This window comes from Bradyrhizobium sp. USDA 4502 (assembly GCF_054063355.1).
In genome coordinates this window covers 498,938-524,069 of sequence record NZ_JBSSGF010000001.1, presented here as the reverse complement: position 1 = coordinate 524,069, position 25,132 = coordinate 498,938, and the positions used below count along the sequence as shown (strand labels likewise).

Below are 25,132 nucleotides of genomic sequence, written 5' to 3'. Positions count from 1 at the left end.
CGGTGCAGCAACTCCCGTCAGTGCGTTTGCCGGATCGAGCGATCTTTCGGTGTCCGCCTGTTGGCGGCACATCAAGCACAGTGGAGGACAGCGGTCTGATCGACGCATCGCCCTGATTGACCGACGCAAAAACCAACGTACCGATGACTGTGTTCATGGGTGTGCGCCGTCGCATCACTCGACGGCCGGCTTGAGGTGCGGCTCCTAGCGGGTCGGGGGGAACATCCGCGGAGCGCCTGCCGGCAATTGGGCTGGAAAACGACAGATGGTTTAGCCCGCAGCGGATCCTGCTTCCATTCGGCCCAGTCATACGAGATCACTGGGCCGGTCTTGAAGCTGGTCTCGCCGGTCCGCATCCAGTCTTCGTCCAGTTTCACAAGCAGGCGGCCACTCGCGATGCCGACGATCGCCGCCTTGTTCGGCAGATCGAGCTCGACCGGCCCCGCCGCACCGAACAGCACATACTGGCGCTCGAAGCCGTTGATCCGACGGGCGACGCCGCCGGTCACATGGATCCGACCTTCACCAAGCACCATTGGCACGATTCCGAAATCGGTGCGCTGGCCACGAAAGACTTCGCGCGCCTGATCGAGCGGCTGAGCGCGCTTGAGCTCCTTCAACTCGAAAGCGTAGCCGGCCTCGGTCGTGATCCCCTCGCCCCGATCACTAGCAACAAGGACAGTGTCACGATCGAGCCAGCTGACATGCTGCTTGCCCTCTGGCAGCTCGAATCCACCTGTAACAAAGCTTTTGGCGTCACGATCGAATTTGCGTATGGACACGGCGCCCTTGCCGCCATCGGAAAGTTGGATGAGGCAGCGGCGCCCGAAGCAGCTGCGCCCCTCGTAGACCCAATTCTTTTTCTCGGCGGCAGCGAGGGCATCAATGTCCAGGATGGTCTCCCACCGGGGATCCTCCCCGCGATAACTCTCAAGGCTGGCGCGCCGCCAGATGCCGCGCACATGGCTCTCGTCCTGCCAGAAATTTTCGAGATCTTGTCGTCCAAGCGAAACGTACGGAATCCGGTGTTTTGCCTGGAGGATGGTTAGCGCGTCCCGGTAAAAGCGATCATAGCGAGGATCCGAGTGCGGCGAGCCGAGCGTCTTTTCGTTCTCGGCCTGCGCCCAGGCCAATGCGCGCGGCCCCTCGGACTCATCGAGCCAGAGAAACGGATCGTCCGCCGGCGTCGCAGCAGACTGCCCGTGGAGCTGCACGACTGTCAGACATATGATCGAGAGCAACCAGGCGCGCAGAACGGATTTTTTCATTGTCTTATCCTCGGACGGGCACACACAGGGCGAGCTTGCAGGTTCTTGCGACTGGGCGACAGTTGTGAAATTCGTGTTGCGAGCGTGCACGCACTATGTCGCGCCGCCCGCACCTCGACTGTGCAAGCAGCATGCCGTCTGGAAAACAGCAATTTCTGACGCGTCGTACCGCATCGCCAGGTCAGCTTCCCGACATTGGGTCTGAAGCTGACAATCTGGTGTGGAAATCGGCGGCGCTGGATCGCGGCGGGGCTGCTTCTCGCTTGCGCTCGGACAGAGCGCGCAAGCTGTCAGCCGCCGGAGTGTTGGCGCGTTCGGCGCCCAGCCTTCGCTGAGTTGAACGCGCCATAGTTCGGTCTGCCGCGAAGCGACGCGCTAGCGTAAGCGAACCCTTTGGCTCGTCTTATGGTCCAGACGCAACTGGTCCTTCTGCCATCCCCACGTTCGATATGACCCAGACGCTCGCGTGCCTGTCGACACAACTTCCTTTGGCGTCACAGAGATGATCCGACACAGACCCGGGATTTACCAATTTACGCGAATACCGAGCTTTCCGTCGTAGGCGTAGGTGTTGCCTTCGAAGCGCTGCTGGTAGGAGGCGTTGGCGAACAGCGTGGTGAAGCTGTTGATCTGGCCGTTGATACCGGCGTTGAGCTCGCCCCAGCTGCCGCCGAGGCTAGAGCGGAACGGGATGAAGCCGGTGTCGGAGGAGAACTGGGTCATCGGGTTGCCGCGGAACTCGTGCCAGACGTTCGGCCGCAGCGATGCGGTGATGGTGCGGGCAAAACCGCCGACCCATTCGTCGTCCAGCGACCATGTCCGGCCGAACCGCGCGCCCACCCGTGCCGCCAGCGAATCGACATCGGCAAAGCGGATCTGGGCGGCGGCATCCTGCGCGCCGGAGAGGTCAATGTTCTGGTACACGAGCTGCGCCTGCGGCTCGATGAAGTAGCCCTGCGGCAGGTTGAAATTGCGAGCCACTCAGCGCCCGAGCCCCGACGGCGCTCGAAGTGGAAGCTGGCGAGGCGGTCCTCCGCGCGCGCCAACGAGCGCTGCGAACGCAGGCATTGCGGCGGGGTCGTCGACCTCGCCTTTGGCGAATGCCTGCGCATACTGTTCCGTCACCGCCGCATCGAACGTGATTGGCGCGCGCGTTCGTAAGCCCGCAGCGGCACGCTGCGGCCCCTCAGCAAGAGACTCCGATAGGCCGTCCCTTGAATTCCGACACGGAGCGCGACCCGCTTTGCTCACGCAAATCCGTGCCTTGGCAGGACACCTTCCCGCTTCGTGGGTCTCGGCTAGGCGCACCGGGCCGAATGATGTCCGATCTCCATCCTTTCGCCGCCGACAGATTGCTGTGCAGTGTCAAGCCGAAGTCCCGCGGCCCCTCCCCTTCGCCGGTGCCGTGGCCAGCAATCGTCGCGCTGCTGCTGTCCGGAGACATCAAGGTCGAGCTCCTTCGGATCTCGGCGAGCATCTGGTGTTCAAGGGCGGCACATCTTTGTCGAAAGCCATCGCCCCGGCGAAAACGAGGCGCGGCCGGACAAAGCTACTGCGGCCAGGATCGGTTTCATGGCTCGTCCTCCACTTCCCACCGGTGATGCTCAGGCAAGGTCCAGACTGACCGGCGCGAGACGGCAGGCTCGGAACGGGGGAACCGCCCGGTCACCTCGCTGCCGCACTTGCAACATCTAAAATGATCTCGGGCCGTGCGAGCATGTCCTTATGGGGGCCGACGGTCGCACCGCACTTCGGACAGTTCACCAGCAGATCATTCGCTTCGGAGCATGGCGAGAACTCTTGGACCTATGCCCATGGCTCAACAGCGGCGATGCAGCCGTTCCCGCTCATATTCCGGAACCCTGCTTCCCAGCGAGCCGTTGAAATCGCGCTACGCTGTTCGGAGGCACGGTGCCCAAGGCCAGTACGAAAGAGATCGCAAGGCTGCTGCGCGAGTACGCGCAGCGGAGCGCGCTGCGCGGCGATAACCCCTACCGCGCGAAAGCCTATTCCCGGGCAGCCGACAGCCTGGCTGCGCTCGCCGTCCCTATCGATCGTCTCATCGAGGAGGACAGGCTGACCGAGATCCCTGGGGTCGGCCAAGCCATCGCCGACATCGTAACCAAGCTACACCGCACCGGCACGCACCCGAGCCTGGAGAAGCTCCGGCAGGACATCCCCGCCGGTGTCCTGGAACTTTTAAGCGTGCCCGGCCTTCGACCCGAAAAGGTGCTGCGGCTCTACAGGGACGTGGGCATCACCTCGCTTGCCGAGCTGGAGCAGGCCGCAAAGGAGGACCGGATCAAGCGAGCCAAAGGGCTCGGTGCGGCATTGCAGACCAAGATCTTGCAGAACCTGTCGATCGCCAAGAGCGGCCACGGTCGGCTGCACCTGCATCGCGCGGCCCTCCTACTCGAACATGCGCAGGATTCCCTCCGCAAAGCCCGCCCCGAACTTAAGAGGTTGACCATTGCGGGCGACTTTCGGCGCGGCTGCGAGCTAATCGGAGATCTGGCCATTGTTGCGGAGGCACCGAGCAGCGGCATGGAGCCGGAATTCGTCGACACCACGGGGCTGCAGGTTCGCCTCGCCGACCGCAGGCACTTTGGGGCTGTCCTGCTGCACGCCACAGGCTCGCCCGCCCATTTGGAGCAGCTTCGCCAGCTTGCGGAAGAGAAAGGAATGCGCCTTGAACGGAACGGGCTGCACAAGCAACGCAGCGTGGTCGCTGAGAGCGAGGAAGCAATCTATCGGGCGCTGGGGCTGCCCTTCATCGAGCCCGAACTGCGCGAGGGACGCGGCGAAATCGAGCGTGCTTTGAACGGAGAACTGCCGAAGCTGGTAACCGATCAGGACTTGCGAGGGATCCTGCATTGCCACACGGAGGCCTCCGACGGAACCGAGACCCTCGAGACGATGGCGAAAGCCACGCTGAAGCGAGGTTTCGAATATTTCGGCGTCGCTGACCACTCGAAGTCGGCGCACTACGCCGGCGGCCTCTCAGTGGAGCAGATCAAGAAGCAGCATCGGGAGGCTGACCGGCTTAACAGCAAGTTCGGCAAGGATTTGCGGATCCTGAAGGGCATCGAATCCGACATCCTGGCCGACGGGTCGCTGGACTATCCGGACGATGTGCTCGACAGCTTCGATTTCATCGTCGCCAGCATCCATGGCCGCTTCAAGCTGGACAGAAAGGCACAGACGGAACGCCTGCTGCGCGCCATCGGCAATCCCTACACCACCATCATCGGGCATATGACCGGCCGCCAGCTTCAGCGCCGGCCAGGTTACGAAATCGACGTCGAAAAGGTGCTGCGCGCCTGCGCCAAACACGATGTCGCCGTCGAGATCAACGCCCATCCGTGGCGTCTCGACCTGGACTGGCGATGGCACCAGGCGGCGCTGGAGTTCGGCTGCATGATGAGCATCAATCCGGACGCGCACTCGATCCGCGAGCTCGACCACATGCACTGGGGCGTCGAGATGGCTCGCAAAGGCGGCGTACCGGCGGACCGGGTCCTGAACGCCATGACGCTGGCCGAGATAACCCGTCATCTGAAGCGGAAACGGCGAACTTTGTCCCGGGCGGCGTAGCGGCAGAGGCTGCCTGCTCACCCGCCCTATCGACTTGACCGAACGGTAAGCCGGCCGCTTGAGCACAACAGGGAGAAGAAGAGGAAGGCACCGACAGCAGTGCTGCCTCCGTGAGCTTCATTGACGCCGTTGCGAGCTTCTCGCTCTCGTCCTCGAAAGTTGCCTTATCGTATTGAACCGTGCGAGTTGCGCCCGCGCTGGGGCATTGGCGAGGAATTCGTCGCGATTTCCACGTTGAACCGATCGGACGCGGCCCGGGAAAAAGGCGCGTGGTGGCCGGCATCGAAAGCCGTCAGTACCTGAAAGTGTTCCTGTCCGGGACCGACGATACGGAAGGGCTCTGATGAATGCGCAGGGGTTTCGAGTCCCCCTCGGTAAGGAAGCCCATCAAATCACCCCAGAACATGGCCTGGGATGACTACCGCTATCCGTCCAATAGCGTCGCGCGGCGGCAAGGACGTCGCGATCGGTGGGCTAGGAACATGGCCGCGTCTTCCGGAGTTGCCATTGGCGTGACTAAATAAGGGAGGGAAGCGAGATGGGACGAGGCGTTTTGCTTTGGCTTTTGGGCGTGCCAATTCCTGTGATCATCCTGCTGTGGTTGTTCTTTGGGCACTGACTACGGCGTAATTGCCGGGCGACGTGCACCAACCCAGTCTACCGGCTCATTGGGGCCCATTTCGGGTGGCACGTCAACCGATCGAATGATCGAGCCCTGCCTTTCAAGGCCGTGCAATTAAACCGCGGCTCGAGATCGGACGATGCATCCCGTCGTGCTATCGCTGCGTCTAGCCGGACATTGTGGGAGCCCCGATAATCTTTGCAGAGAACAATGATGCGAGTTGCGCCTGTTTCTCGCATTTGCCGAGCGTGATTTTGGCCGGATAGTCCTTCATGCGCGTGATTACACCGCTCGCTGCAGCGCCCCGCGATCCCGCGAGCGTTAGCGCATGGGTGGCAGCTTGGCGCACAAGACGTCGGTCAAACTCGTCAGTGCACGCGCGTTGGCGATGCGGACCAATAAGATTTCAGCCATCGGCGGCCCACAAAGGCGGCCTGCCGCGACTGCTGCGCTCAGAGTGGCGCATTTTCGGGTGACCAGGGCTGCCCTCGCGTCTCACGCTCGGACGTCTCTGAGCCCGGCACCAGAGTGGCCTCGTCGGCCTTAGCTTCCTGGGCCGCGCCTTCTGCCTGTTTAGAAGCCTCGTCGGCCGCCGCATCGAGCGCGCGCTCGCCGATCTCCTTGGCGCCTTCGACCTGCTCCGATGCCAGATCCTGGGCGCGGTCCTTTAGGCGGTCGCTGGTCTCGCCCATGAGACGATTTTCAGCTTCAGTCGCCGGCAGCAAGGCGCCCACCAGCGCTCCGACGGCGATCCCCAGGCCGGTCAGCAGCATCGGCTGTTCACGGCAGAAATCGAGGAAGGTGCTGCCGGTCTGCAGGGTTCGTTGCCCTGCGGCCTTGGTTGATTCCGTGATGGAAGATGCCGTCCGCCGGGCTGTGTCCGCGACTGCATCGTACCCGGCTGCAGCGCTACGTTGGACGGAATCCTTCGCCGACCCGGCCGTGTCCCGCACTGCTTCGGCTGTCTCGGAAGCGGTCTGTTGAGCGGCGTCCGTCATCGAGCCCGCCATATCGCGCAGCCGGTCTCCTGTCTGTGAAGCCGCCCGCCTGGCGTCCTCGGCAGTCGACCTCAGGCCCTCGGCAGTGTCGCTGCCGACCGCAGAGGCCTTATCGCTCCATTCGGTGCGCTTTTTCAGCCGCCGACTTGCCGGCCCTACCGGCCGCATCACGCACGCTGTCCGCAGTATCGCTGACGGCATCGCGAAGGCGCTCCTCCGTGCGGCGCATGAGCCCATCGGTCGACCTGCCGCCCAGCATCAGCCATGCCAGGCTTGCTCCCATGAGGACAAGCGGCATCGGATTGCGAACGGCCTGGTCTCTCAGGTTGCGGGCGAACGCCGCGCCGGCGCCGTCGATCACCCTGTCTGCGAGTTGATCTAGGACATGCCCAGGCGTCATGCAGGCGCGCAATTCATCCAGGGTGCTGGCAATCTGCGCACGTGTTTGTTCGGCCTCTTGTCAAGCTGCTCGGCGTGGCTCATGATCCTGACTCACCTGTTCCTTCGCCACCGAGGCGTCCCGTTGGAGCTGGTGGACGGTCTTGCGGGGCACGACGTTTTCGATTCTAAGGCGGCTGATGCCGACCAGAAGAAGTATGATTCCGAGTATCAGCGCGATCCCGCCCACCAGCAGGGCTGACCAGTAGGAGGCCATGCCATAGCGCTCGGAGAGCGCCGCAACGCCGGCCTGGAGCGGGATAACGAGAGCAGGTATCAGCAGCACAGCGCCGCCGACGATGAGGCCCAGGCCTCTGCCGATGCTGGCCATGTTCTCCGAGACCTCTGCGCGCGCGAGCTGCGCTTCCTTGCGCAAGAGGACCGTGAGCTGGGAGAATAGATCGCCGATGATTTCGGGGACGGAACGTGAGTGCGTGGGGGTCATGGCGTATTTCCTCCCCGTGAGGGGTCCGCCGAACTTTTCAGAAACCGCGAGATCGCAAATCCGGCGAGCGCCGCGCCACCAAACACTGCCAACGGTTCCTTCCGTCCGAAGTCGTTAAAGGTCCCGCTGAGGTCCCGTAGGCTGCTTTCGCGAAGCGCACCCGCCCCCTCTTCGATGCGGGAAGCGGCCGCGTGCGCAAATTCGGCGGCCTTGGGCATTTGCTGTTGAAGTTCGTCGGCGGCGCCGTGGACGGCTTGAGCCACCTGCTCGATCTGGCTTGCGCCTGCCTGCTTTTGCCGCCCGGCCGCGTGTTCTGCCTTTTGTTCTGCCTGCGTGGTTGCGTCTGGCATAGTCGAAATCCCTCGTGTGCAGCCGCCCTTGACCGCGCGGCCGCAGTCGCATTTGTCCCTTCCTCTTCCACAGAATCCAACATGATGACGCTTTCGATGTTCCTGGCCCGAAAGAGAAACGTGTAGGCAATCGTACTTTCTCTGTCCAATTGATCGACGGAGGGGCCTGCGACCGCCATGCTGTGAAATCCGACACTTTGTGCCGGAACTCCACCACGTCTGCGCCATGCGGGATCGAGCTGACTTGCAATCGAAGTTAAGCGGGACTTGGTGTAGCGGAAGCTCGGCGGCAGCTGGAAGAGGAACCCCCCATGCGATCGCCAAGAATATCGGCGGCCTTCCCGAAGTCCCGGATAAGCGTCTTCACGCCCTTGAACTCTTTAATGTGCGTGATGAGCTCGCAGCCCTTTACCGTATATACAAACTCTCTGCTCCCGGGCGGGCGGCGCCCTGCCTGCACGTTCGCGGGGGTAGGCCACGAGTAAAATGAGGCATCAACTCAATCGTGTCGAATGCAGGCCTGCGGCAGGAAGCGTAGAACGAGTCTCGCCATTTCCAGTAGCGCCAGCCCGAGCACCCGATATGGGCAACTTTGTCGCACTTAACGACGCCTTCGAACCGCTCGCCCGTATCTTCAGCCAGATCTTGCGCATCTTCTCGGCCCGCCCGATGTTGCTTTCGCGCGGCTTCTCCCTCCGCAGTCGCCTCCGCTCGTGCCGCTAAAGCCGGTGATTTTATTGTACGATTTGCGAGGGCAGTTACTTTCCGGAATACGTAACGCAGGAACGGTCGGTGACGGTTCCTTGTTGCCGGAAGTACCCGGACCAACTGGAATTGCACCAATGGACGTGGATGTACTTGTGGTCGGCGGCGGCCCCGCCGGATTAAGCGCCGCCTTAGTCTTGGGAAGATGCCGGCGGAACGTTTTGCTCTGCGACGATCAGCAGCAGCGCAACCGCGCCTCGCAAGAGATTCACGGGCTCCTCGGATCCAACGGCCGCTCGCCCGAGCAATTCCTGCAGAATGCGCGGGAGGAGCTTGCCGGCCATGGGACCGTCTTGATCCGCCAGAGCCGGGTCATGAAAGTCGATCCTTCCGACGGCGGATTCGGGTTTGTATGCGCCGACGGGACCAGTGGCATTGCCGCAAAAGTTCTCCTAGCGACGGGGCTTATCGACGAGCTCCCGCAGCTTGTGGGCGTCGACGCCTTTTATGGCATTTCTGTCCATCACTGCCTCTATTGCGACGGCTATGAATATGCCGGCAAACGGCTCGCCGCCTACGGCAAGGGGGACAAGGGCGCGGATCTTGCCGTAATGATGACGCACTGGGTCAAGGACGTGGTGTGCTGCAGCGATGGCACGGAAGTCAGCGGGGAAGCCGTCTACCGGCTCAGGCGACACGGAATACTATTGCGCAGGGATCGCATCCGATCGCTGGAGGGGGCGAAGGGTGCTCTTGCAAAGATCAATTTCGAGAGCGGATCGCAGCTTGCGTGCTCCGGCATGTTTTTCTCGACCGGCTGCCGCCAGGCCTCCCATCTTTCAGAGCACCTTGGCTGCAAGCGTGACGTAAAGGGCGGCGTCATCACCGACCCGGTCACGGAAGAAACCAGCGTGCCGGGGGTGTATGTCGCGGGTGACGTCTCGCGCGACGTCCTGCTCGTGGCGGCCGCCCTCGGCGAAGGCGCGAAAGCGGCGGTCGCCATCAACAAGGCCTTTCTCAGGCGCGAGGGGCTCAGCGAGTAGCGGGCTGCCTTGCCGACCACCTAGCCTGTCGTTCAGCTTTCGCCGGTACTCGTCCTCATCATTAGCGCGGCGTTCCACGAATACGATATCTTTTTCAATCGCCGAAGCTCTCTTCATGTCATGCTTCGCGCATCCTCGCTTCGCTCATGTCTGTAGAGCAAGGCCGCGACAAACAGGTCGCCACTGAGCCGCCCTCACTCTGGAGCGAGCCTGTAGATCGGGTGTGAGGTTGAGTTCCTCGAACGGCCTTTGCTACTTTTCATGGAGTGCGGCCGGTACAACTTCCGCTCTCGCGTCCGGAACAGCCGCGACTAATCTCATAACGTTGACGAGGCTTGGCTAAGGCTAGCCAAGTCTGCTTCGCCGCCGAGCGTCCTTTTTGGTCACTTCAGCGATGGTGAACGGACTTACGAATGTCTCTGCCATCAATGCCTAATCTGGCGAACTGATGCGACTGCAATAATTGGCAGGAACGAGGACGTCGAATTGGCTCTGTGTGTCGGCCGCTATAGCAGAAGCCAGGTAGTTGAAGATTCGCGAAAGCGAGCATTTGGCTTTCGCTTACCAAGGGTGTGTTGCCGGTGCAATCTGGTAAGGTAAGTAGTTGCATTTTGTTCAATGATTGCCTGCATCTATCGATATGAGAAGGGCTTGCGATGCCCACCATCGAGAAATTCCGCGAAGAGGCTGAGGCTTAAATCGCCAGGGCATCCAGACAGTGGCGGCCGGCTGCGACAAGGGTCGTATGTTCGCGCTTGCACTCTGTGATCCCCGCTTCATGAGCGATCCCTTATCGTACCCCGCGCGGCCTTGACCGCAGCCTCTTGACGATGCTGGTCGAAGGCCAATGGATCGACGACCACGCCAATCATTTGATCTGTGGCCCGTCCGGCGTCGGCAAGTGCTGGCTCGCTTCGGCGCTCGCCAACAAAGCCTGCCGCGACAATCGCTCCGTGCTCTATCAGCGCGTCCCGCGACTATTCAGTGATCTGGCCTTGGCGTGCGGCGACGGCCGCCACCCGCGTCTACTGCGCGCACTCGGCCGTGTCGATCTGCTCATCCTCGACGACTGGGGCCTGGAGCGGCTCGACGCCGCGGCTCGCCACGACCTCCTGGAGATTCTCGAGGACCGCTACGGCCGCCGCTCCACCATCGTCACCAGCCAGCTCCCCGTCGATCAATAGCACGCGGCTGATCGGCGACCCAACCTATGCTGATGCCGTCCTCGACCGGCTGGTCCACAATGCTCACAGGATCGATCTCAAGGGCGAAAGCCTGCAGCGAACCCGCAAGCCCGGCTGAATGGCCTGAGCCAGTGGCGCTGTGGACATGCCGCCGCGCTTGGACAACGCGAAGGGCATTGCCCACATGCCAACAGCAGGAGCAGCAAAAAACGAGTCCTTCGAGCCGCGATTCGAGATTGACCACGCGGCTTCGCCGATGCCAGAAACCAAACAGCCAGAACGCTTGGCGCCCGGGCGATATCAAATCGGTACACCCGGGCGAGACTCATCGGAATCCGCATCCAGGGCTGAAACAATACGAAATGAAAATTATCTGCCCTATTGTTCGGATGTCACTACTTTTCTGATTCCACTAGCTAAACGCATATGCGGTCAGGCTAGCGACGAGAACCAAGGCGCTCAGCGCGGTAACCGACGCAAATGTCCGCTCTACTCCATTCATGCGTTCCATGGTTTTAAGCTCCTCGTCAGGAAGCCGATCGTCGCATTGTGCAGCACCGGAGTCGTTAACCTTCGTGAATCGCGCGCCGTAATTTTATTGTGTCGCTTGGCTTTCTTGAGAGATCCCCTTCCAATTGCTTGACCATCGCTATTGGCCATCGACCTTCATGTCCCACAATTGCAATGCGCAGCCCATGGACGTCATCTAGAAAGACGTGATCAATCGTACCGGCTTTCCCATCGGACAAGACGACCCCCTTGCCCACCAACTCTTTTTCGGAAGCATGCAGTTCGGAGAGGATGTTTAGCGCGCGTTTGCTGCAGTCAAAATACTCGTTCATGAGTACGCAACTATCCTGATAAATGTAATCTGAAGCCGCGATCAATTTTCGCATGGATTCGAGCGACGGCCGACGATGAGCGCCAGGCTGGAAGATAAGTTTTCCTATCATGCGGGCGCCGCGTCATTAGCACATGTGAAACGCGCTTATGGAGGCCAGCCGATTTTTTCCTAGGCGCCAGACGGGCGAGGAACAATCAGCTTGGCAGCGCGTCGGTTGAGGGCCCCCAGCCGGTCCAGGCGCCCCCCGACTGCTGGAGGAAAACCCGTATCATTCGGGTTGGCGGCCCCCAGGTTGGGGCCGCTTTCAATTGGCCGGGGCGCCAGAGCCCTGAACGTGATCGCATCGATTGACAGTGAAATGGCAGCTGCCGCGGCCGGCGAGCAAATCAGCGGGCTAATTTCACAGGTAGTGATTGCAATGAATTTGGTCGGGCGCCTGATGCGAGGCCGGTAGTCTAGGACAGCAAGTTGAAAGGCCCCGCACAGAGAGGGAAAGATGGCCCTTCGCCGAGAAGCTGACCACAAGCGGAGATCTTAGCAGAGCGGCTGACAAACAAGCCGGCAGAGATTAGCAAAACCGGCTCCTGACACCTACCTTCCGGGCATGAAAATTCGAGTCCTGCTTGCCGACCCTTGGAAAGGTGGTCCCAGCCGGCCGGGGGCGCGTAAACCAAGTATCCATCTCTCGGCTATGCCCAGGCGGATCAGGCCAATGTCTGAGATCGAAGTCTACACGGGCCGCTACGAACGCGATCATGGCCCCCCGTCCGGACGTCAATGCTGGTAATTTACCCTTGTCTCGGAGACCGGAGTCTCCTCTACGAAGTCAAACTCAGCGGCCAGCTGATTTACCCCGCGACGCTGGAGCGAGCCCGAGCGACGGCGGCGCAAAGAAACGCGTAATCGTGGGGCCGTAGCCATGATCGGGGAGCAGTGACGCTGCTCGAGTCGCCATTGCGCTATTGGAACGTCAGAACCCTGCAGCTGTTTGTCTGGAACAGGTTGGGACCGCGAACGTGGCAGACGAGCTCAAATATTCGGCGCACCGACTAGTGATCATCGAGCAGCCTGGCGGCGGTTTCCTGGTCGAGATCACGCCTCTCGGGGGCGGACATACCGTCAGGACGATGACCTATCAGCGTACGCAGGAAGCGATCGCTGCCGCGAAGAGGACCATCGACAAGCATCCCCAAGACAGGCGATCTGTCAATCCGACCGGCTCTTGAAGCGGCTTCCGGCTCATTGAGAGGGACACAGCTACAACTCGGGAAAACGGTCGAGCAGCATTTGAGCCCGGTGAGAATCCATCCCCCGATGTCGATGCGGTTGCGCATTACACACCCTGCGCTAGGAAGGATCCGGCAACCGGCACTCTCATAATGCGTCCCCCCGCAACTGATCGGGACGCGGCCGGCGTTTTTGAATAAACGGCAGATGCCGCCTTTGGCTATGTTGCGCGAGCGCTGATTTTCACAACAGCGGGTCTTAATAGCACCTCCGGCATGCCCGGCTTGTTCACCGGCGAGCGGCAGTCTCATTGGCTGCTAAAATCCTGACGAGCCGTCTTCGTGAATGGAATGAGGAACCTAGTACGCCCAGAGCCGACGCATTGATCTTGCAAAGTGGCGGGTACCGCCGATAGGAAATAGCTCGCGCTCGGGGACCAATTGATGGGCGATGCAAGGACATCGCTATGAGCACCGATCATCTCGCTGCAATTGCGATAGCTATTTGTAACGCTGGTGCAGGATTGGCGGCTTCCATTCCATCAGCTCGCTAGCCTTCGATAAGCAATCCACTACGAGCGACTGGCGACGCGAATAGCCGAATACGTGGATGCTTTCGCGCCTCAATCCGGCGGCTAAACAGCCCCCCAATCGAGGTACCCACCGCCCTGCCGCGCCGACCAAACCCCAGCAGCACTTGGACGATCCAAATGGAAGAACGGCCTCAGCCCCGCGCGGAGGCCGTTTCTTTTAGGCCGACAAGCAAGTGAGGACGCCCCATCGCGATACTCCGCGTTTGGGAGGCCCTTAAACTATGCAAAAGCACGCCCAGCTTATTGCAGTCTAAAAATACCAGCGTAGTGCGGCATGGATCGCAATACCGGCAATCTGCGACCGCGAAGTTATCGAGGAACATCGCGGTCCCGCCAATTGTTATCTAAGCATCATCGGCAACTATCAATTGGGCGCCGGTGGCTGAGAGTGTCGTGCTCCCGATCATCCGCTGGCGAAGCAGGCATTTCACCGCCGCCGCTACGCACAATTCCTCCAATGCGCGGAGAACGGCCGATGGCTTCAAACATCGCGACCAGCCTGATCACAAAGCTAACTGTCTCCAACCGGCTCGACAGCGATGACATTCAGTCACTTCAGCAGCTTCCGATCCAGGAACGCCAAGTCCCGGCTCAGCACATTATTGTCGCCGATGGCAGCCGACCAAAGGAATGTTGCCTTCTCGCCGAAGGATTTGCGTACCGTGCAAAAATCACGCAGGACGGCAAGCGGCAAGTCCTCTCGTTGCACATTCCCGGCGAAATACCGGATCTGCAGAGCCTCTACCTCAACGTCATGGATCACGATTTCACGACGCTGACACCCTGCACGCTTGGCTTGATACCCTCATGAAGCGATCAAGGCCCTGTGCAAGCAGCGCCCGAATGTGACAGGTGCGCTTTGGCGCGAAACGCTCATTGACGCGGCGATTTTTAGGGAATGGATCGTCAATGTCGGCCGCAGGTCCGCGGACGAGCGTATGGCCCACCTTTTCGCCGAAATCCATCGTCGATTGAGGGCTGTCGGTCGAACGAGCGACGGTGATTTCAACTTCCCTATTACGCAATCCGATCTTGGAGATTGTCTCGGACTTTCGACGGTCCACGTCAACCGCACGCTGCAGGAACTGCGGCAACAGGGTATCATGCAAGTCGAGCGGCCACACTACCGGATTCTGGACCACGATAAATTGGAAGAACTGGCCGGATTCGATCCGACTTATCTTCACTTGCCGCCGGCCGCCTAGCTCGAACGGGAGGCGATGCGCTTGGCGGCGACGTCAATCTGATTGGGTCTTCCTCTCGCTTGATCACGATCGACCAACGGTTGGACTTGTCGAGGTCGAAATTGGGACTCGATACCGCGAGCTGTCATGACGGCCTTCTGCCAAGCACCATCGTCATTCAGCAACTCCTCCTCATCGGAATCATCAAACCGATGGTCATTCGAAATGGGGAATGCTACCTGCTGATGAATGCTCAACCGCGGGCGGAGACTCGAGTTTCGCGCGCTTCAGGTGCTGGTTCATATCTAAGCCCCGTTTCGTCAAATTGGTGCCAAGTGGATCCAAGTGCTATTGGGCACGGCAGCGGCTAGAGTTCTGGCCGTTCCTGTAAAACGACCCGTCCCCCCCGAGAGCAACGCCGGAGCAGTCCTGCATTCCATTGTGACGCCGAACAGCGGCTGGTCGATAATCCGGTGAATTCTCCGGGACTAAAAAATTCGAAATGAAACGATGCGAAGGATCGCTCCACGCCGCGGACAAATCGAGCTCGCTATTCAACTCGTGCGCTGTTGTCGTCCGGCGAAGAGACCATACACAAAGAGCACGATGATGGCACCGACCACGGCGCCGATGAGTCCGGCACCCTCTCCGGGATGGTACCATCCCAGCGCCTGGCCGAGGTAAGTGGCAACGAAGGCGCCGACGATGCCGAGAATGGTCGTAAGGATGAATCCAGAGGGTTCGTTGTCACCTGGCATGATGAATTTCGCGATCACCCCCGCAATAAAGCCGATGATGATAGTCCAAATGATGCTCATTCTCCGCCCCTCTTACATGAGGGTTATGAAGTGGGTACCCGTCCCTCAAGCGTATACTTGTCGACTGCTCGGGGTAGGTCGCGCGACAGCCTTGCGAGTATTTCTTTTTGAGAGAGCCCGGTTTCCTACTCTAGCTTGGTCAACACATCAGAACTAACTGCTTTCTGCAGTTGCGCGGGCGGAATTTACTTGTTCGGCCTCGAGCTGATCCAGGATTAGCCGCATCGCCGGGGCGGGTTTGGCTGCACTTCTCCAGCAGTTCGCCATTCCTCATTGAAGCAGCCTCCTGACTCCAGCGCCGCTTAGCATGCCCCTCAGACCAAGTAGCCCCCAAGGGGCTGTTGGGAACCGGGAGGCTCCGAAGAGCTCGGTCCGGGCGCCTTCATCGGTTCGGCCAACTTCTCGCGGTTCTGATATCCAGCGATGGCGAGCAGTCCGAGAAGTGCAGTCATGGATGGCATTCCGCGACCCATATTACGACTCCTAGTGGGGTTCGACAGCTCAAACTCAGACGACCAGGTTCTGTTCCTAAGAGACCGACATTTACTGCAGCTCTTGCACCATTCCGTCCGCTTAGGAGGCTGGATGCAGTTTTGTTAGATCGCCGAAGCGACATCTTTCGTCGCTCGGGCGCTCTGGATATTGACCATCAATTGATTCGCCATCTCCTGTAGGCGCTGTCGATCTCGGTCGGCGAACTCTCTCGGCTTGGTATCGATTACGCTGAGGCAGCCTACAACGTGGCCGGATGAAGTTCTGAGCGGAGCCCCCGCGAAGAAGCGGATGCCTCTCTCCAGCACACGAGGATCATCGGCGAAGCGGGGATCCTCGTTGACATCCTCAGAAACGAGCACATCGTCTGAAGCAACCACATGAGCGTCGAGGGAGCCCTCGTGATTGCCCTGCGGAGCTGCTTGAATGTCCTGGAGGCGGCTGTCAGCGATGGTTGGCTGAATATCATCGACAAATGACACCAGCGCGATCGGGACCTCGAAGGTCTGCGCAATCTTCCTGGACACCTCATCCACGGCTTGACGTGTTGAATTGTCCAAGCGGAGGCTGCGCAGCGCGGTAAGCTGTGCCTGCTCGGCGTCAGCCGTGACCTGAGGCGTATCGCCGCGGGCTGGCGCGCGACCTATCCATGCTTCGACCTGCTCAGTGCAGGCTTTGAGCGAGGCGAATACGGCGTGGGCCGCCATCTGGTTCTTGAGCTCTTCCGTCTGATCAGTCCCGGCGATCAAATTCCAGCAGCAGACGGCTAGCTTCACATGGGGGGCCCGCCGGCGCAGGCGACGAAAGATATAGCGGGCATAGACCTGTGGCTGCGGGTGAAAGTAGGACAGGCACACCACGTCGACCCCCTGGAGATCAAGCTGCCCCAATGCTTCCCGACTGACCACGATCGGCGGCAAGACCTTGGCGGCGATGTTGTGCTCGTGAAGTACCTGCGCGAGCATCTCCGCCGCTGCATGATCAAGCTCCGTGCGTCCTGCGAGACAGAGAACGCATGGTCGCTGCGTCCCGTGATCCGCGTCTACGTTTAAATGCGCTTTCTCGTGGATATGGTCGTCAACCTCCTGCACAACGGAGATAGCGGTATCCGCGACAAGACGCCGGTAGTTTGTGTCGATGCTGCTGCGCTGACGATCGTTCTCCGCCAAACGAAGGGCTGGAATGCCTACGTTATCGTACAACTCGCGTGAGGAGCACTCGTCGACATAGCTCTCGGCGAACTCAACCGCCTCCTCCAGGTTGCCAGCCAATAATCGCTGGTAGAGCTGCTCCTCTGGAGCGAGCACAGGGTCGCTGCCAAGAAGCACGCCCAAGAACTCCAACTGCGGAACATAGCGCCCAATGACGACAAGGCAGACAGTTAAAGGTGTCGCCAGGAACAGCCCGACAGGTCCCCACAGCATCGTCCAGAAGATGGCGGCGATAATGATTGCAAGTGACGACAACCCTGTGCTGGAGCCGTAAAGCCAAGGCTCGATAACATTGTTACTGATGAGTTCAGCCGTAACGAACAGGCCGACCACCCAAAACAGCATCGTCCAGCCGGGATCGACGGCGATCGCCAAGGCCACCGGGAATATAGCAGCCAGAAAAGGACCGAGATAGGGAATGAATCGAAGTACCGCTGCAAGTAGTCCCCAGAGAATCGCGTTCGGTACGCCGACAAAGTAGAGCGCAATGCCGATCGGCACGCCGTAACTCAGGTTAACTACGAGCTGCATCAACAGATAACGGCTGAGCCGGCCCGCGGCGTCGTTGATGGCCTGAGTGCTCTTCTGAAGGTCCCCGGCTCCTGCCAATTTAATAAAGCGATCGCGCAAGTCTTCGCGCTCGAGCAGCACGAAGATCACAAAAATGACGACGAGCCCGGACGTAGCGAGGGGCGCCAGCAACGGACCTATGACAGAGCGGATGAGCTCCAGCGGTCTTGGCTGCGGCGGCTCCATACGCACGGTGACGGGCTCCTGATGCTCCCTGCCGGTGCCAAGCCGGGACGGCGCGGCCCCCGATTTTTTCTTATTCCCCGAGATCTCTCTGCCAAGATCCTGCATCGTCGTGGTAACTGTGTCGACAATACCCCCACCTGGCGCAGAGCTTTGCAACGAGTGGATCTTCTCGGTGATGGTCGTTTGATAATCGGGGAGGTTGGTAGCCAGCTGGACCAGTTGACGTCCCACGACCAAGGCAACACCTGCAACCACGATAAAGGCAATGGAAACGGCGATGAGTACCGCTGCAACACGGGGTACTTTCCAGCGCCTTAGCCAATTAACCAAGGGCGTGAGAATGAAGCTGAGCAGAATGGCAAGAGCGAAAGGAACGAAGATTTCGCGGCCGAGATAGAGGGCTCCGATGGCCAGGACGATGCCGCCGGCCGTGAGCATTGGCGAGGACGCGCCTTGCGCGGCCGGCGTTCTTTGCGGCGGTGGGGCAGCCAGCTCGACCATAGGAGCGAGCCTTTCAATAAGGTTCAGGACAGGTCAACCGCGAGCCGACGCGTTTGGATCCAATCGCAGCACTCCGGCCGGTCGTACTGCCTGGGCCGGTAGCCTCCAGGCTCAAGCCGACTGAAGGGATAACCGTGATCCGCTCAATACCAACGATTTCTCGGGCCTCCGCCCGATCGACTCCCCTCGCCGGGGCACCTCATTCAGTCCTTGGGTCGAGCACCGCCGACAGGCGCTGCAGGAAGATTGCCTGTCCCCCAAGGATATTCACGCGCGCGGCAGGAGTGTTGAGCCACTCGGCTCGTTCGAGCTCCAGATAAATACGAAGCTTACCTGAAGGCGGGGGCCATTCCATCTCGAAGGTGTTGCTGCGAATATCCGCGGAATCTGGATCACCCGCCACAGCCCACACGTAAACGATCTTGCCCCGAGACAGATAAGCCGCCCGCTTGACGCGTGTCCGGCTTCTCGGCGAACTCGCGCCGGGCTGCAGAAAGCGGTGACTCGCCGGGCATGATGATGCCCTTCGGAATCGTCCAAGCTCCCTCGTGCTTGCGCCGCCAGAAAGGCCCGTTCGGATGCCCGAGCAGGACCTGAAAGACATTTGCGTGATGGCGGAAAGCAGAAGACCCCGCACTTTGTGGTCTAGATGAGGTTGCCGTAGACATGGATGAATCTAGAGCGGTGACTAGTCCGCTTCATACCGGCCGAAACCGCGGTCACAAACAAGATATGATGAGCCCCGCCAGAGCAGATACCGGGACAGCTTGCAAATGGAACGTAGTGTGCTCCGCACGACGTTCATCTTCTCTCGGACTCAGGCGTCCACCAGCAAAACACGTGTTCGGGACGCGACCGCTTTGGCGGTCGGCGTTGAAGATCGACCGAAGATTATCTTCGACTGATCTTGCGGGCGAGGGCGAGCACACTGCGACTGTCATTTGAGAAAGGTTAAGGTTCATGCTGTCAGTCGCCAGGACTTGCCACATCCGCAGGTGACGCTGCGCCGGAGTTCTGGCTAAGGTCTGCACGCCAAGCGACCGACGAGGCGTCGGCCGCTCCAGCAAAGTGAAAAGCCCGCTCCGGTCTCTTGTGATCACCAGGCTGCGTAGAACGGGCTGCCCCATCCGCCGTAAAAGCGCGGGCCATAATACCCCCTCCACGCGTAGGGCCGGTAATAAACCCGGGGCCGATAATACCGAGGGCCATAATAGCCATAGTAGCCCGGATAATAGCCTGGACCGTAATAGTAGGGCGAAGCTGCAGCGGCTCCAAAGGCCAGTGCACCAGCCGCAAGTCCGAGACCGATACCCGGGCCCCATCCGCCGTGCCAACCGCCACCCCGCCATCGCGCTTCCGCAGGTGCAACAGTTGCGGCAGAAATCGCGGCGACCGTCAGTGCGGCCAAAGCGATTTTTCGCATTGCATTCCTCCTTCAACAATATTGAGCGACAATGCAACTTCCACAAACCGGTTCCTAAAGCGGGCTGGACCTAAAACCAGGCACCGGAACTCCTCTGCAACGATACATTGCCGCGCGTTGCCGCCAACTGCAGCGACGGGTATTTCCTCTGCATCCGCAGGCGAAGTTCCCACGGAAGCATATCTCTGCGACAGTAAGGCGGCCTCGGGTCGGCGGGCAGACTCAACAGCTTCATGGATCAGGCCAGATATCGAATTCGCGAAAATTTCGCGCGGCTTTTTTAATCGGGCCGACATTGCGAGCGAGCAAGTGTCCCGCATGCTTCATGCTCGGCAGTCGTGTTCGTTCCACCACCGAGCTATCGCCCAGGTTTGCTCGTCCCATACTTTGGTGGGAAGGTCCGGGACGGCTATGCGGACGCTGAACGCCCCGGTCGTCATGTCGTGAAACCATTCCGTGGCAGCGAAGTCGAACCCGAAGCTTCCGGCATGACGGATCGGAAAGCCGGCCAGGCCAAGATCCCTGCTCATCTCCGACGCCGCTTGCCTTGCCTCTTCTTCGTCCAAGGGCCGCCTGCACTTGAGCAACACGTAAAGGCCATGCGCGAAATTCGTTTGCCTCACCAGATCGCCAAGCGCCTGACGGAAGAAGTGAGCAGTACGGCGGCTGTTGCGGATGATTGCAGCCACTCTCCTCGTGGTCAGCGACCGATATTCGGGGCTGCCGACATAAGGCGGGAAGTGGGCCGGTAGCGCTGCGCCGCCGAGCAGCCTGACTGCGTTGCGCATCTCATCGGGCAGGTTTCGGAGAGGCGATCGAGCCCAGAGATCGGCCTCCGCGGAGCGGACGAAGGTCGTAGAGCCCAATCGTCCATACTCGACGCCTAGCGAATCCAACTTTGTATGGCTTCGGATCATGGCCATGGGCACTCCGCACCTGCGGGCCTTCCGTAACGCGCGCGCGATCTTGCCGGAGCTACCGGCGAGACAACTGTTATCGAAGATGCAGAGGTCGAATTGCGCCCAGGGTGAGCGCAGACAGGCTTCAAAATCCTTTGCCGATGCGCAGGAATCCAGAAGAAGGATGCGGTGCGACGCGCCTGAAGCGGGCGCGCCCAGAACTTCTACGGCCGTGATGCTCTTCAGGTGCCTAGCGTACGCTTCAACGAACTCCAGGGTCTCTCCGTACGTCCCTGGCAGCGACACGATATCCGCTCGATCGAACAAGTGCGACGACGCCAAAAGCAGGGCAGATATGGAGGCCATGCCAGAAGACGTGTAGACGGTCTCCCATTCGATATCTTCGCCGAGATCATAAAAGGACGGGCCAGCCACGTCGAGATCGGCGCGCTGGTAGTCGTACCGGAAGTCGAACGGGCTATCGAAAGATTTCTTGCGATGCGACCAGGCGGTTTCGGTCGTGGTCCACTCTGTTAGATCGTGTTGAGCTCTGATGGCCGCCGTGAGCTTGAACTTGAGTGCGATCGCTTCATTGATCGACTTCGGAGTTGGCGGCGCAAAGGAGTGGTCAAGACAGGCGTCCAGCAACTGAAGCTCTTCATGCTTTCGACGCAGATAGGCTTCCATGGTCTCCATAAGCCCTTCAACGTCCGGCATTGACCTTAGCTCCTATTGCGTGAGCCGCTGCAGTGGTGGTCAATTTCGGCAGCTAATTGCGAGGTTACAGACGGCGCTATGTTTCACCTGCTCCATTGTGCGTTGCGCACGCTTCTTGTCTGGACACCATCTGGGGATGGACGCCCCATGACCGAGTGATCGTCGGCGAGCTGGATCCCAGGGCGTCGTCGATGAGCTTGCTAAGCTTAGGGTCGATGTACTCGAGATAGCAATGGTCGCGATCCGAGCTGATGGCGACGTGGTGCCGCTTCGAAGGCTCTCAAGGACCTCTCCCTCCGCCCGACGGTCATAGCCGGGACAGTGCGCCCGATCTGAAGGGAGCTGGGATGGCGTCTCGGAAGCCTGGCAGGTTCTACAGCATTGAGCTCTGGCACCATCGCCAGGACGCCCCAGCGGACCCAATCTTGATCCTCCGAAGAAGCATGATGCGGCTCGGCTATTGCAGCCCATGACAAGCCAATCACCATTCATTTTTTGTGTGTCCCAACTGCGACATGTTTATTCGGCGCTCGAGAATGCAGTTCAATCCCGGTAAACGCTTCCGGATCTTTCTAATGCCGGGGAAGTGGCAGTCAGGCTCATCGCTGGGCGCGCTGCCGGAACAGTCTGAAGCAATGATGTTTCCGCATCATGAGTATCCCCCAGGATGGTAGCCTCCCCGGCCGCGAGGAACCACTAATCGGTTGGGCGTCGGCGAGGCCTGCGCGCTCCTGTCTTGCCCTCGGCAGTGTCTTCGGCGACCACCTTAGCGCGTTCCTCGCAGCGCGTGCGCAGATCCTCAAGCTCGTCAGCGCTCAGATGCTCGATTCCGACGAAACTATTCTGCACCATGCCCGTCCGTATTAGCTCGTCCAGCTTCACCTGAATAGCAGCACTGTCGCGGTTCTGCGAGTTCTGGATCAGGAAGACCATCAGAAAGGTCACGATTGTCGTTCCGGTGTTGATGACTAGCTGCCACGTATCGGAGAACTTGAACAGAGGTCCAGTAACGGCCCAGACGACGACTACCGCGAAAGCCAGGACAAACGTCGATGCCCGGCCGGCCGCTTGGGAGGCCTGGTTTGCGATTGATGCGAACAGTCGACGGTGATGTCGTTCGCTTTGCTTCTGTGACATTCCTTTCCAACGCGCCGGCCCCGCTGAAGTTCAGCCCCATCACGCTCAGCCGTCCGTCGCGAAGGCGGCAGAGATTCGCTCTGCGCCGAACAAATAAGGTGACGCGGGTTGGCAGCCTGGCGCGTGGCCGCCATACCGAGCCAACGAGGCTACGGCTTGCACCGATATCGTCGAGCTCTTCGTTCGAACGATGAAGAAATCGGTTATCCAAGCGGCCGACTAAGCTCTAGCAGGCCGTTGAAGAACTCAGCCGCGTTCGCAAACGAAGGCTGAATCGTCGCCATTGTGGATGTAGAAGTGGCCAACGAGCCTGCCCGCAGTGCCGATCATGGCCCATCCGCGACCACAGGACGGATCATTCTCGTCGTGCCCCTCCCATGAGAACTCGGCGCAGGCCGATCCGTCGCGGGTGCCGTAGCGAGCATCCAGGAAGCCCTTGAGAGCCCCAAACGCTATTTCGCCATCGGACTTGCCACGGAAGGTGAGATGCGCCTCTCCGACAAGATCGAGGAAGTCGCTGTCCCAGTTGTCCATTTCGACGATGCGCCAGCGGCCGGCAAAGGCCTTGGCAAAGCCGGGCACCTTGGCCATCAACCGGTCTCCGCGATCAACTTGGGCAGCCGCACCAGATTGTAGGCGGCCGCAGCGAAGGTAAAGGCCCATCCGACCCGATCACGGCCACGGAATCTGGTCTTCTCTTGCCCGGCGACCGTCTTGATCCAGCCGAATGCCTCCTCAATCCGCTTGCGGATGCGCTGGCTGACAGCATAACCGCCGTGCCGGGTCGTACGCCCGTCGATCGCAGAGCTACGGCCGCCGGTATTCTGCGCAACATGCGGCGTCACGTTCATCGAGCGCAGCTCGTTGACGAAGTCTTCTGCATCGTAGGCTTTGTCGGCACCAAGCGTGATCGCTGTCGGTCGATCGGCACGAGGCTCGATCATGTGCAGCGCGGCCACCCGTTCGGCATGCCCACCGGCCTGCGTCAGGCAGGCGTCGACCAGCAAGCCGTGGCGGTTCTCCATCAGCCCGTGCCCGATGAAGCACAGCTTCGTCTCCTTGCCTTTCCCCTTGCGGTAGAGCCTGGCCTCCGGATCGGTGGTCGAAGCATGGGTGTCGTTGGAGCGCTTCTGGCCATGGAAGTTCGCTTCAGCATTGCGCCCGCCGCCTTGGGCCGGCGGCTCGCCGGAGCTATCCTTCGGTTTGACGCTCTTCATCGAGGCCCAGGCCTCGATCAGCGTGCCGTCGACCGAGAAGTGATCGCTCGACAGAAGCTTCTTCACCCTGGGCTGCGCCAGCACCGCCGCCAGGAACTTCGCCGCGATGTCGCCTTCCAGCAGCCGGTCGCGGTTCTTCGAGAATACCGAATGGTCCCAGGCTGCATCGTCGACTCCGATTCCGACGAACCAGCGGAACAGCAAATCATATTCCAACCGCTCCATCAGAAGCCGCTCCGAGCGGATCGAATAAAACGCCTGCAACAGCATCGCCCGCAGCAGCTTCTCCGGCGGGATCGACGGCCGTCCAATCGGCGAATAAAGGGCGGCGAACTCGTGCTCCAGCGCCGCCAGCGCCTCGTTCACGATCGTCCGGATCCCTCGCAGCGGATGATCACGCCGCACCCTTGCTTCCAGGTCGACGTAGCTGAACAGCTCGCCCGTTCGATTGTCGCCGCCGCGCACGCACCATCTCCGAATCTCGTCGGAGCCAATGAATCATGATCCTCGGTCGGCGGCGACCGCCTTTTTTCAACAGCCTGCTAGTTCCACGAACGGGTGCCCCTCCGGCCTAGACTTAGGTGGTAGTCAACCGACTAGACGATGCGCAGACCGCATCCCCGCGCCTAGGCTTCTCCCGGCCTTTGAGATCTATCTTCCTGCCGCCGTACTGCTCGTCATTAGGATCATGATATCACAACGTCGGTCACGGACGCGATGGCGCTTTGATTGCTTGACGCCCGCATCCGCGACGAGCCCCATGGCAGTCAGCTTGCGCTTCACTGCTTCCCCGTTCAGATAGTGATCGTGATCGCCGTATACTGTTGACTATTGCTTAGCATGTAGCCAGCCCGGGTCCTAAGTGGCCAGAGCCAGCTCACATAAGTGATTGGCTTGGACGACCAACGGTCAATCCCAAGATGAGTCGAACCGGCAAGGAGCTGTTTGCCTTCGCTTCCCAAGAAACCGACCGTAACCTGCGGCGGCCCCCAACTGCTGCGGGACAATCAGAACTGGTCTATTAACATGCGATAAGGCACGAGCGACGAAGCCAGCCTGCCTGCGGTTGAGTAACGCACTTAGCAACCAATCGAATTGACGTTCATTTGTCCTCGGCAATTAGCTAACCAAAGGACAAAAAGATGTTGCGAGTCTTTGCTATCATATCCACGGCAGCTCTGCTGAGCTCAGCACCTGTCTCGGCGCAAACGCCACCGGCGCAGAGCGAGCCAAACAATAGCGCCGTCAATCGGTCGGGTGAAAACAACTCGAACGAACCCGTGGCGGGTCGAAACAGCTTTACCGAGGGACAAGCGAAGTCACGGATCGAAGCTGCCGGTTATTCCGGCGTTTCCGACCTCAAGAAGGACGGTAATGGCGTCTGGAGAGGAAAGGCCACCAAGGGAGGCAAGCAGACCGAAGTCAGCCTGGACTTCCAGGGCAATGTGAACCCGGCGAACTAGAAAG

Annotated in this window: 22 protein-coding genes and 3 pseudogenes; 7 read left to right on the top strand and 18 right to left on the bottom strand. The window is 60.1% G+C overall.

What is annotated here, in order from left to right; genetic code table 11:
* Nucleotides 1-71 precede the first annotated feature (71 nt).
* Nucleotides 72-1,268, bottom strand: a complete 1,197-nt coding sequence (locus ACVW1B_RS02470) for a prolyl oligopeptidase family protein (protein ID WP_253603454.1) — start codon at nt 1,266-1,268, stop codon at nt 72-74.
* A 525-nt stretch (nt 1,269-1,793) separates the two neighbouring features.
* Nucleotides 1,794-2,249, bottom strand: a complete 456-nt coding sequence (locus ACVW1B_RS02465) for an autotransporter domain-containing protein (RefSeq protein WP_069275757.1) — start codon at nt 2,247-2,249, stop codon at nt 1,794-1,796.
* A 930-nt stretch (nt 2,250-3,179) separates the two neighbouring features.
* Here ACVW1B_RS02465 and ACVW1B_RS02460 point away from each other — a divergent pair.
* Nucleotides 3,180-4,862, top strand: a complete 1,683-nt coding sequence (locus ACVW1B_RS02460) for a helix-hairpin-helix domain-containing protein (protein ID WP_253603456.1) — start codon at nt 3,180-3,182, stop codon at nt 4,860-4,862.
* Nucleotides 4,863-5,936: 1,074 nt separating this feature from the next.
* Here the strand turns inward: ACVW1B_RS02460 and ACVW1B_RS02455 are convergent.
* The 6 genes and pseudogenes from ACVW1B_RS02455 to ACVW1B_RS02430 form a co-directional block, all read right to left on the bottom strand.
* Nucleotides 5,937-6,482 carry a hypothetical protein gene (locus ACVW1B_RS02455; protein ID WP_456821171.1) on the bottom strand — a complete coding sequence of 182 codons (546 nt, stop codon included), beginning with the start codon at nt 6,480-6,482 and terminating at the stop codon, nt 5,937-5,939.
* A gap of 109 nt (nt 6,483-6,591) precedes the next feature.
* Complete coding sequence (locus ACVW1B_RS02450) at nt 6,592-6,843, bottom strand: hypothetical protein (RefSeq protein ID WP_456821170.1); 252 nt, start codon at nt 6,841-6,843, stop codon at nt 6,592-6,594.
* Nucleotides 6,844-6,927: pseudogene (locus tag ACVW1B_RS02445) on the bottom strand (hypothetical protein); the annotation flags it as partial.
* A gap of 15 nt (nt 6,928-6,942) precedes the next feature.
* Nucleotides 6,943-7,365, bottom strand: a complete 423-nt coding sequence (locus ACVW1B_RS02440; RefSeq protein WP_253603459.1) for a phage holin family protein — start codon at nt 7,363-7,365, stop codon at nt 6,943-6,945.
* Complete coding sequence (locus ACVW1B_RS02435; protein WP_253603462.1) at nt 7,362-7,715, bottom strand: hypothetical protein; 354 nt, start codon at nt 7,713-7,715, stop codon at nt 7,362-7,364. Before ACVW1B_RS02435 ends, ACVW1B_RS02440 begins: the two co-directional genes overlap by 4 nt.
* A 256-nt stretch (nt 7,716-7,971) precedes the next feature.
* Complete coding sequence (locus tag ACVW1B_RS02430) at nt 7,972-8,175, bottom strand: DUF72 domain-containing protein (RefSeq protein WP_141713229.1); 204 nt, start codon at nt 8,173-8,175, stop codon at nt 7,972-7,974.
* A 382-nt stretch (nt 8,176-8,557) separates the two neighbouring features.
* Here ACVW1B_RS02430 and ACVW1B_RS02425 point away from each other — a divergent pair, with 382 nt between their 5' ends.
* Together ACVW1B_RS02425 and ACVW1B_RS02420 are read left to right on the top strand one after the other, a co-directional pair.
* Complete coding sequence (locus ACVW1B_RS02425) at nt 8,558-9,463, top strand: NAD(P)/FAD-dependent oxidoreductase (RefSeq protein ID WP_069275761.1); 906 nt, start codon at nt 8,558-8,560, stop codon at nt 9,461-9,463.
* 785 nt (nt 9,464-10,248) lie between these two features.
* Nucleotides 10,249-10,765 (top strand): annotated as a pseudogene (locus ACVW1B_RS02420) (ATP-binding protein); the annotation flags it as partial.
* A 448-nt stretch (nt 10,766-11,213) separates the two neighbouring features.
* Here the strand turns inward: ACVW1B_RS02420 and ACVW1B_RS02415 are convergent.
* The gene (locus ACVW1B_RS02415) at nt 11,214-11,489 is read right to left on the bottom strand and encodes a photosystem reaction center subunit H (RefSeq protein WP_069275785.1); all 276 of its coding nucleotides are present in this window, start codon (nt 11,487-11,489) and stop codon (nt 11,214-11,216) included.
* A 1,018-nt stretch (nt 11,490-12,507) separates the two neighbouring features.
* Between ACVW1B_RS02415 and ACVW1B_RS02410 the strand changes: the two genes are divergently transcribed.
* The 3 genes from ACVW1B_RS02410 to ACVW1B_RS02400 all read left to right on the top strand — a co-directional run bounded on the left by ACVW1B_RS02410 (nt 12,508) and on the right by ACVW1B_RS02400 (nt 14,515).
* A complete protein-coding gene (locus ACVW1B_RS02410; protein ID WP_253587825.1) occupies nt 12,508-12,717 on the top strand; it encodes a hypothetical protein in 210 nt (69 codons plus the stop codon).
* Between the two features lie 1,068 nt (nt 12,718-13,785).
* The gene (locus ACVW1B_RS02405) at nt 13,786-14,121 is read left to right on the top strand and encodes a cyclic nucleotide-binding domain-containing protein (protein ID WP_456821169.1); all 336 of its coding nucleotides are present in this window, start codon (nt 13,786-13,788) and stop codon (nt 14,119-14,121) included.
* A 34-nt stretch (nt 14,122-14,155) separates the two neighbouring features.
* Nucleotides 14,156-14,515: a Crp/Fnr family transcriptional regulator gene (locus ACVW1B_RS02400; RefSeq protein ID WP_456821168.1), complete on the top strand. Its 360-nt coding sequence runs from the start codon at nt 14,156-14,158 to the stop codon at nt 14,513-14,515.
* 533 nt (nt 14,516-15,048) lie between these two features.
* Here the strand turns inward: ACVW1B_RS02400 and ACVW1B_RS02395 are convergent.
* From ACVW1B_RS02395 to ACVW1B_RS02355, 9 genes and pseudogenes are all read right to left on the bottom strand, one after another.
* Complete coding sequence (locus tag ACVW1B_RS02395; RefSeq protein ID WP_069275764.1) at nt 15,049-15,312, bottom strand: GlsB/YeaQ/YmgE family stress response membrane protein; 264 nt, start codon at nt 15,310-15,312, stop codon at nt 15,049-15,051.
* A 23-nt stretch (nt 15,313-15,335) separates the two neighbouring features.
* Nucleotides 15,336-15,422 (bottom strand): annotated as a pseudogene (locus ACVW1B_RS02390) (YidB family protein); the annotation flags it as partial.
* 486 nt (nt 15,423-15,908) lie between these two features.
* Nucleotides 15,909-18,272: an AI-2E family transporter gene (locus tag ACVW1B_RS02385; protein ID WP_253603465.1), complete on the bottom strand. Its 2,364-nt coding sequence runs from the start codon at nt 18,270-18,272 to the stop codon at nt 15,909-15,911.
* Between the two features lie 199 nt (nt 18,273-18,471).
* A complete protein-coding gene (locus ACVW1B_RS02380; protein ID WP_253603468.1) occupies nt 18,472-18,684 on the bottom strand; it encodes a hypothetical protein in 213 nt (70 codons plus the stop codon).
* Complete coding sequence (locus ACVW1B_RS02375; protein WP_375166988.1) at nt 18,665-18,940, bottom strand: NUDIX domain-containing protein; 276 nt, start codon at nt 18,938-18,940, stop codon at nt 18,665-18,667. Before ACVW1B_RS02375 ends, ACVW1B_RS02380 begins: the two co-directional genes overlap by 20 nt.
* Nucleotides 18,941-20,018: 1,078 nt before the next feature.
* Nucleotides 20,019-21,290 carry a hypothetical protein gene (locus tag ACVW1B_RS02370; RefSeq protein ID WP_253609759.1) on the bottom strand — a complete coding sequence of 424 codons (1,272 nt, stop codon included), beginning with the start codon at nt 21,288-21,290 and terminating at the stop codon, nt 20,019-20,021.
* 717 nt (nt 21,291-22,007) lie between these two features.
* On the bottom strand, nt 22,008-22,448 hold the full coding sequence (locus ACVW1B_RS02365; RefSeq protein ID WP_069275768.1) for a low affinity iron permease family protein: 441 nt from the start codon (nt 22,446-22,448) through the stop codon (nt 22,008-22,010).
* 246 nt (nt 22,449-22,694) lie between these two features.
* Nucleotides 22,695-23,039, bottom strand: coding sequence for a hypothetical protein (locus ACVW1B_RS02360; protein WP_057019377.1), 345 nt, complete (start codon nt 23,037-23,039; stop codon nt 22,695-22,697).
* Nucleotides 23,039-24,130: an IS5 family transposase gene (locus ACVW1B_RS02355; protein WP_069276043.1), complete on the bottom strand. Its 1,092-nt coding sequence runs from the start codon at nt 24,128-24,130 to the stop codon at nt 23,039-23,041. Before ACVW1B_RS02355 ends, ACVW1B_RS02360 begins: the two co-directional genes overlap by 1 nt.
* A gap of 677 nt (nt 24,131-24,807) precedes the next feature.
* On the opposite strand from ACVW1B_RS02355, the gene ACVW1B_RS02350 reads away from it, so the two are divergent.
* A complete protein-coding gene (locus ACVW1B_RS02350; RefSeq protein WP_253603471.1) occupies nt 24,808-25,128 on the top strand; it encodes a hypothetical protein in 321 nt (106 codons plus the stop codon).
* Nucleotides 25,129-25,132 lie beyond the last annotated feature (4 nt).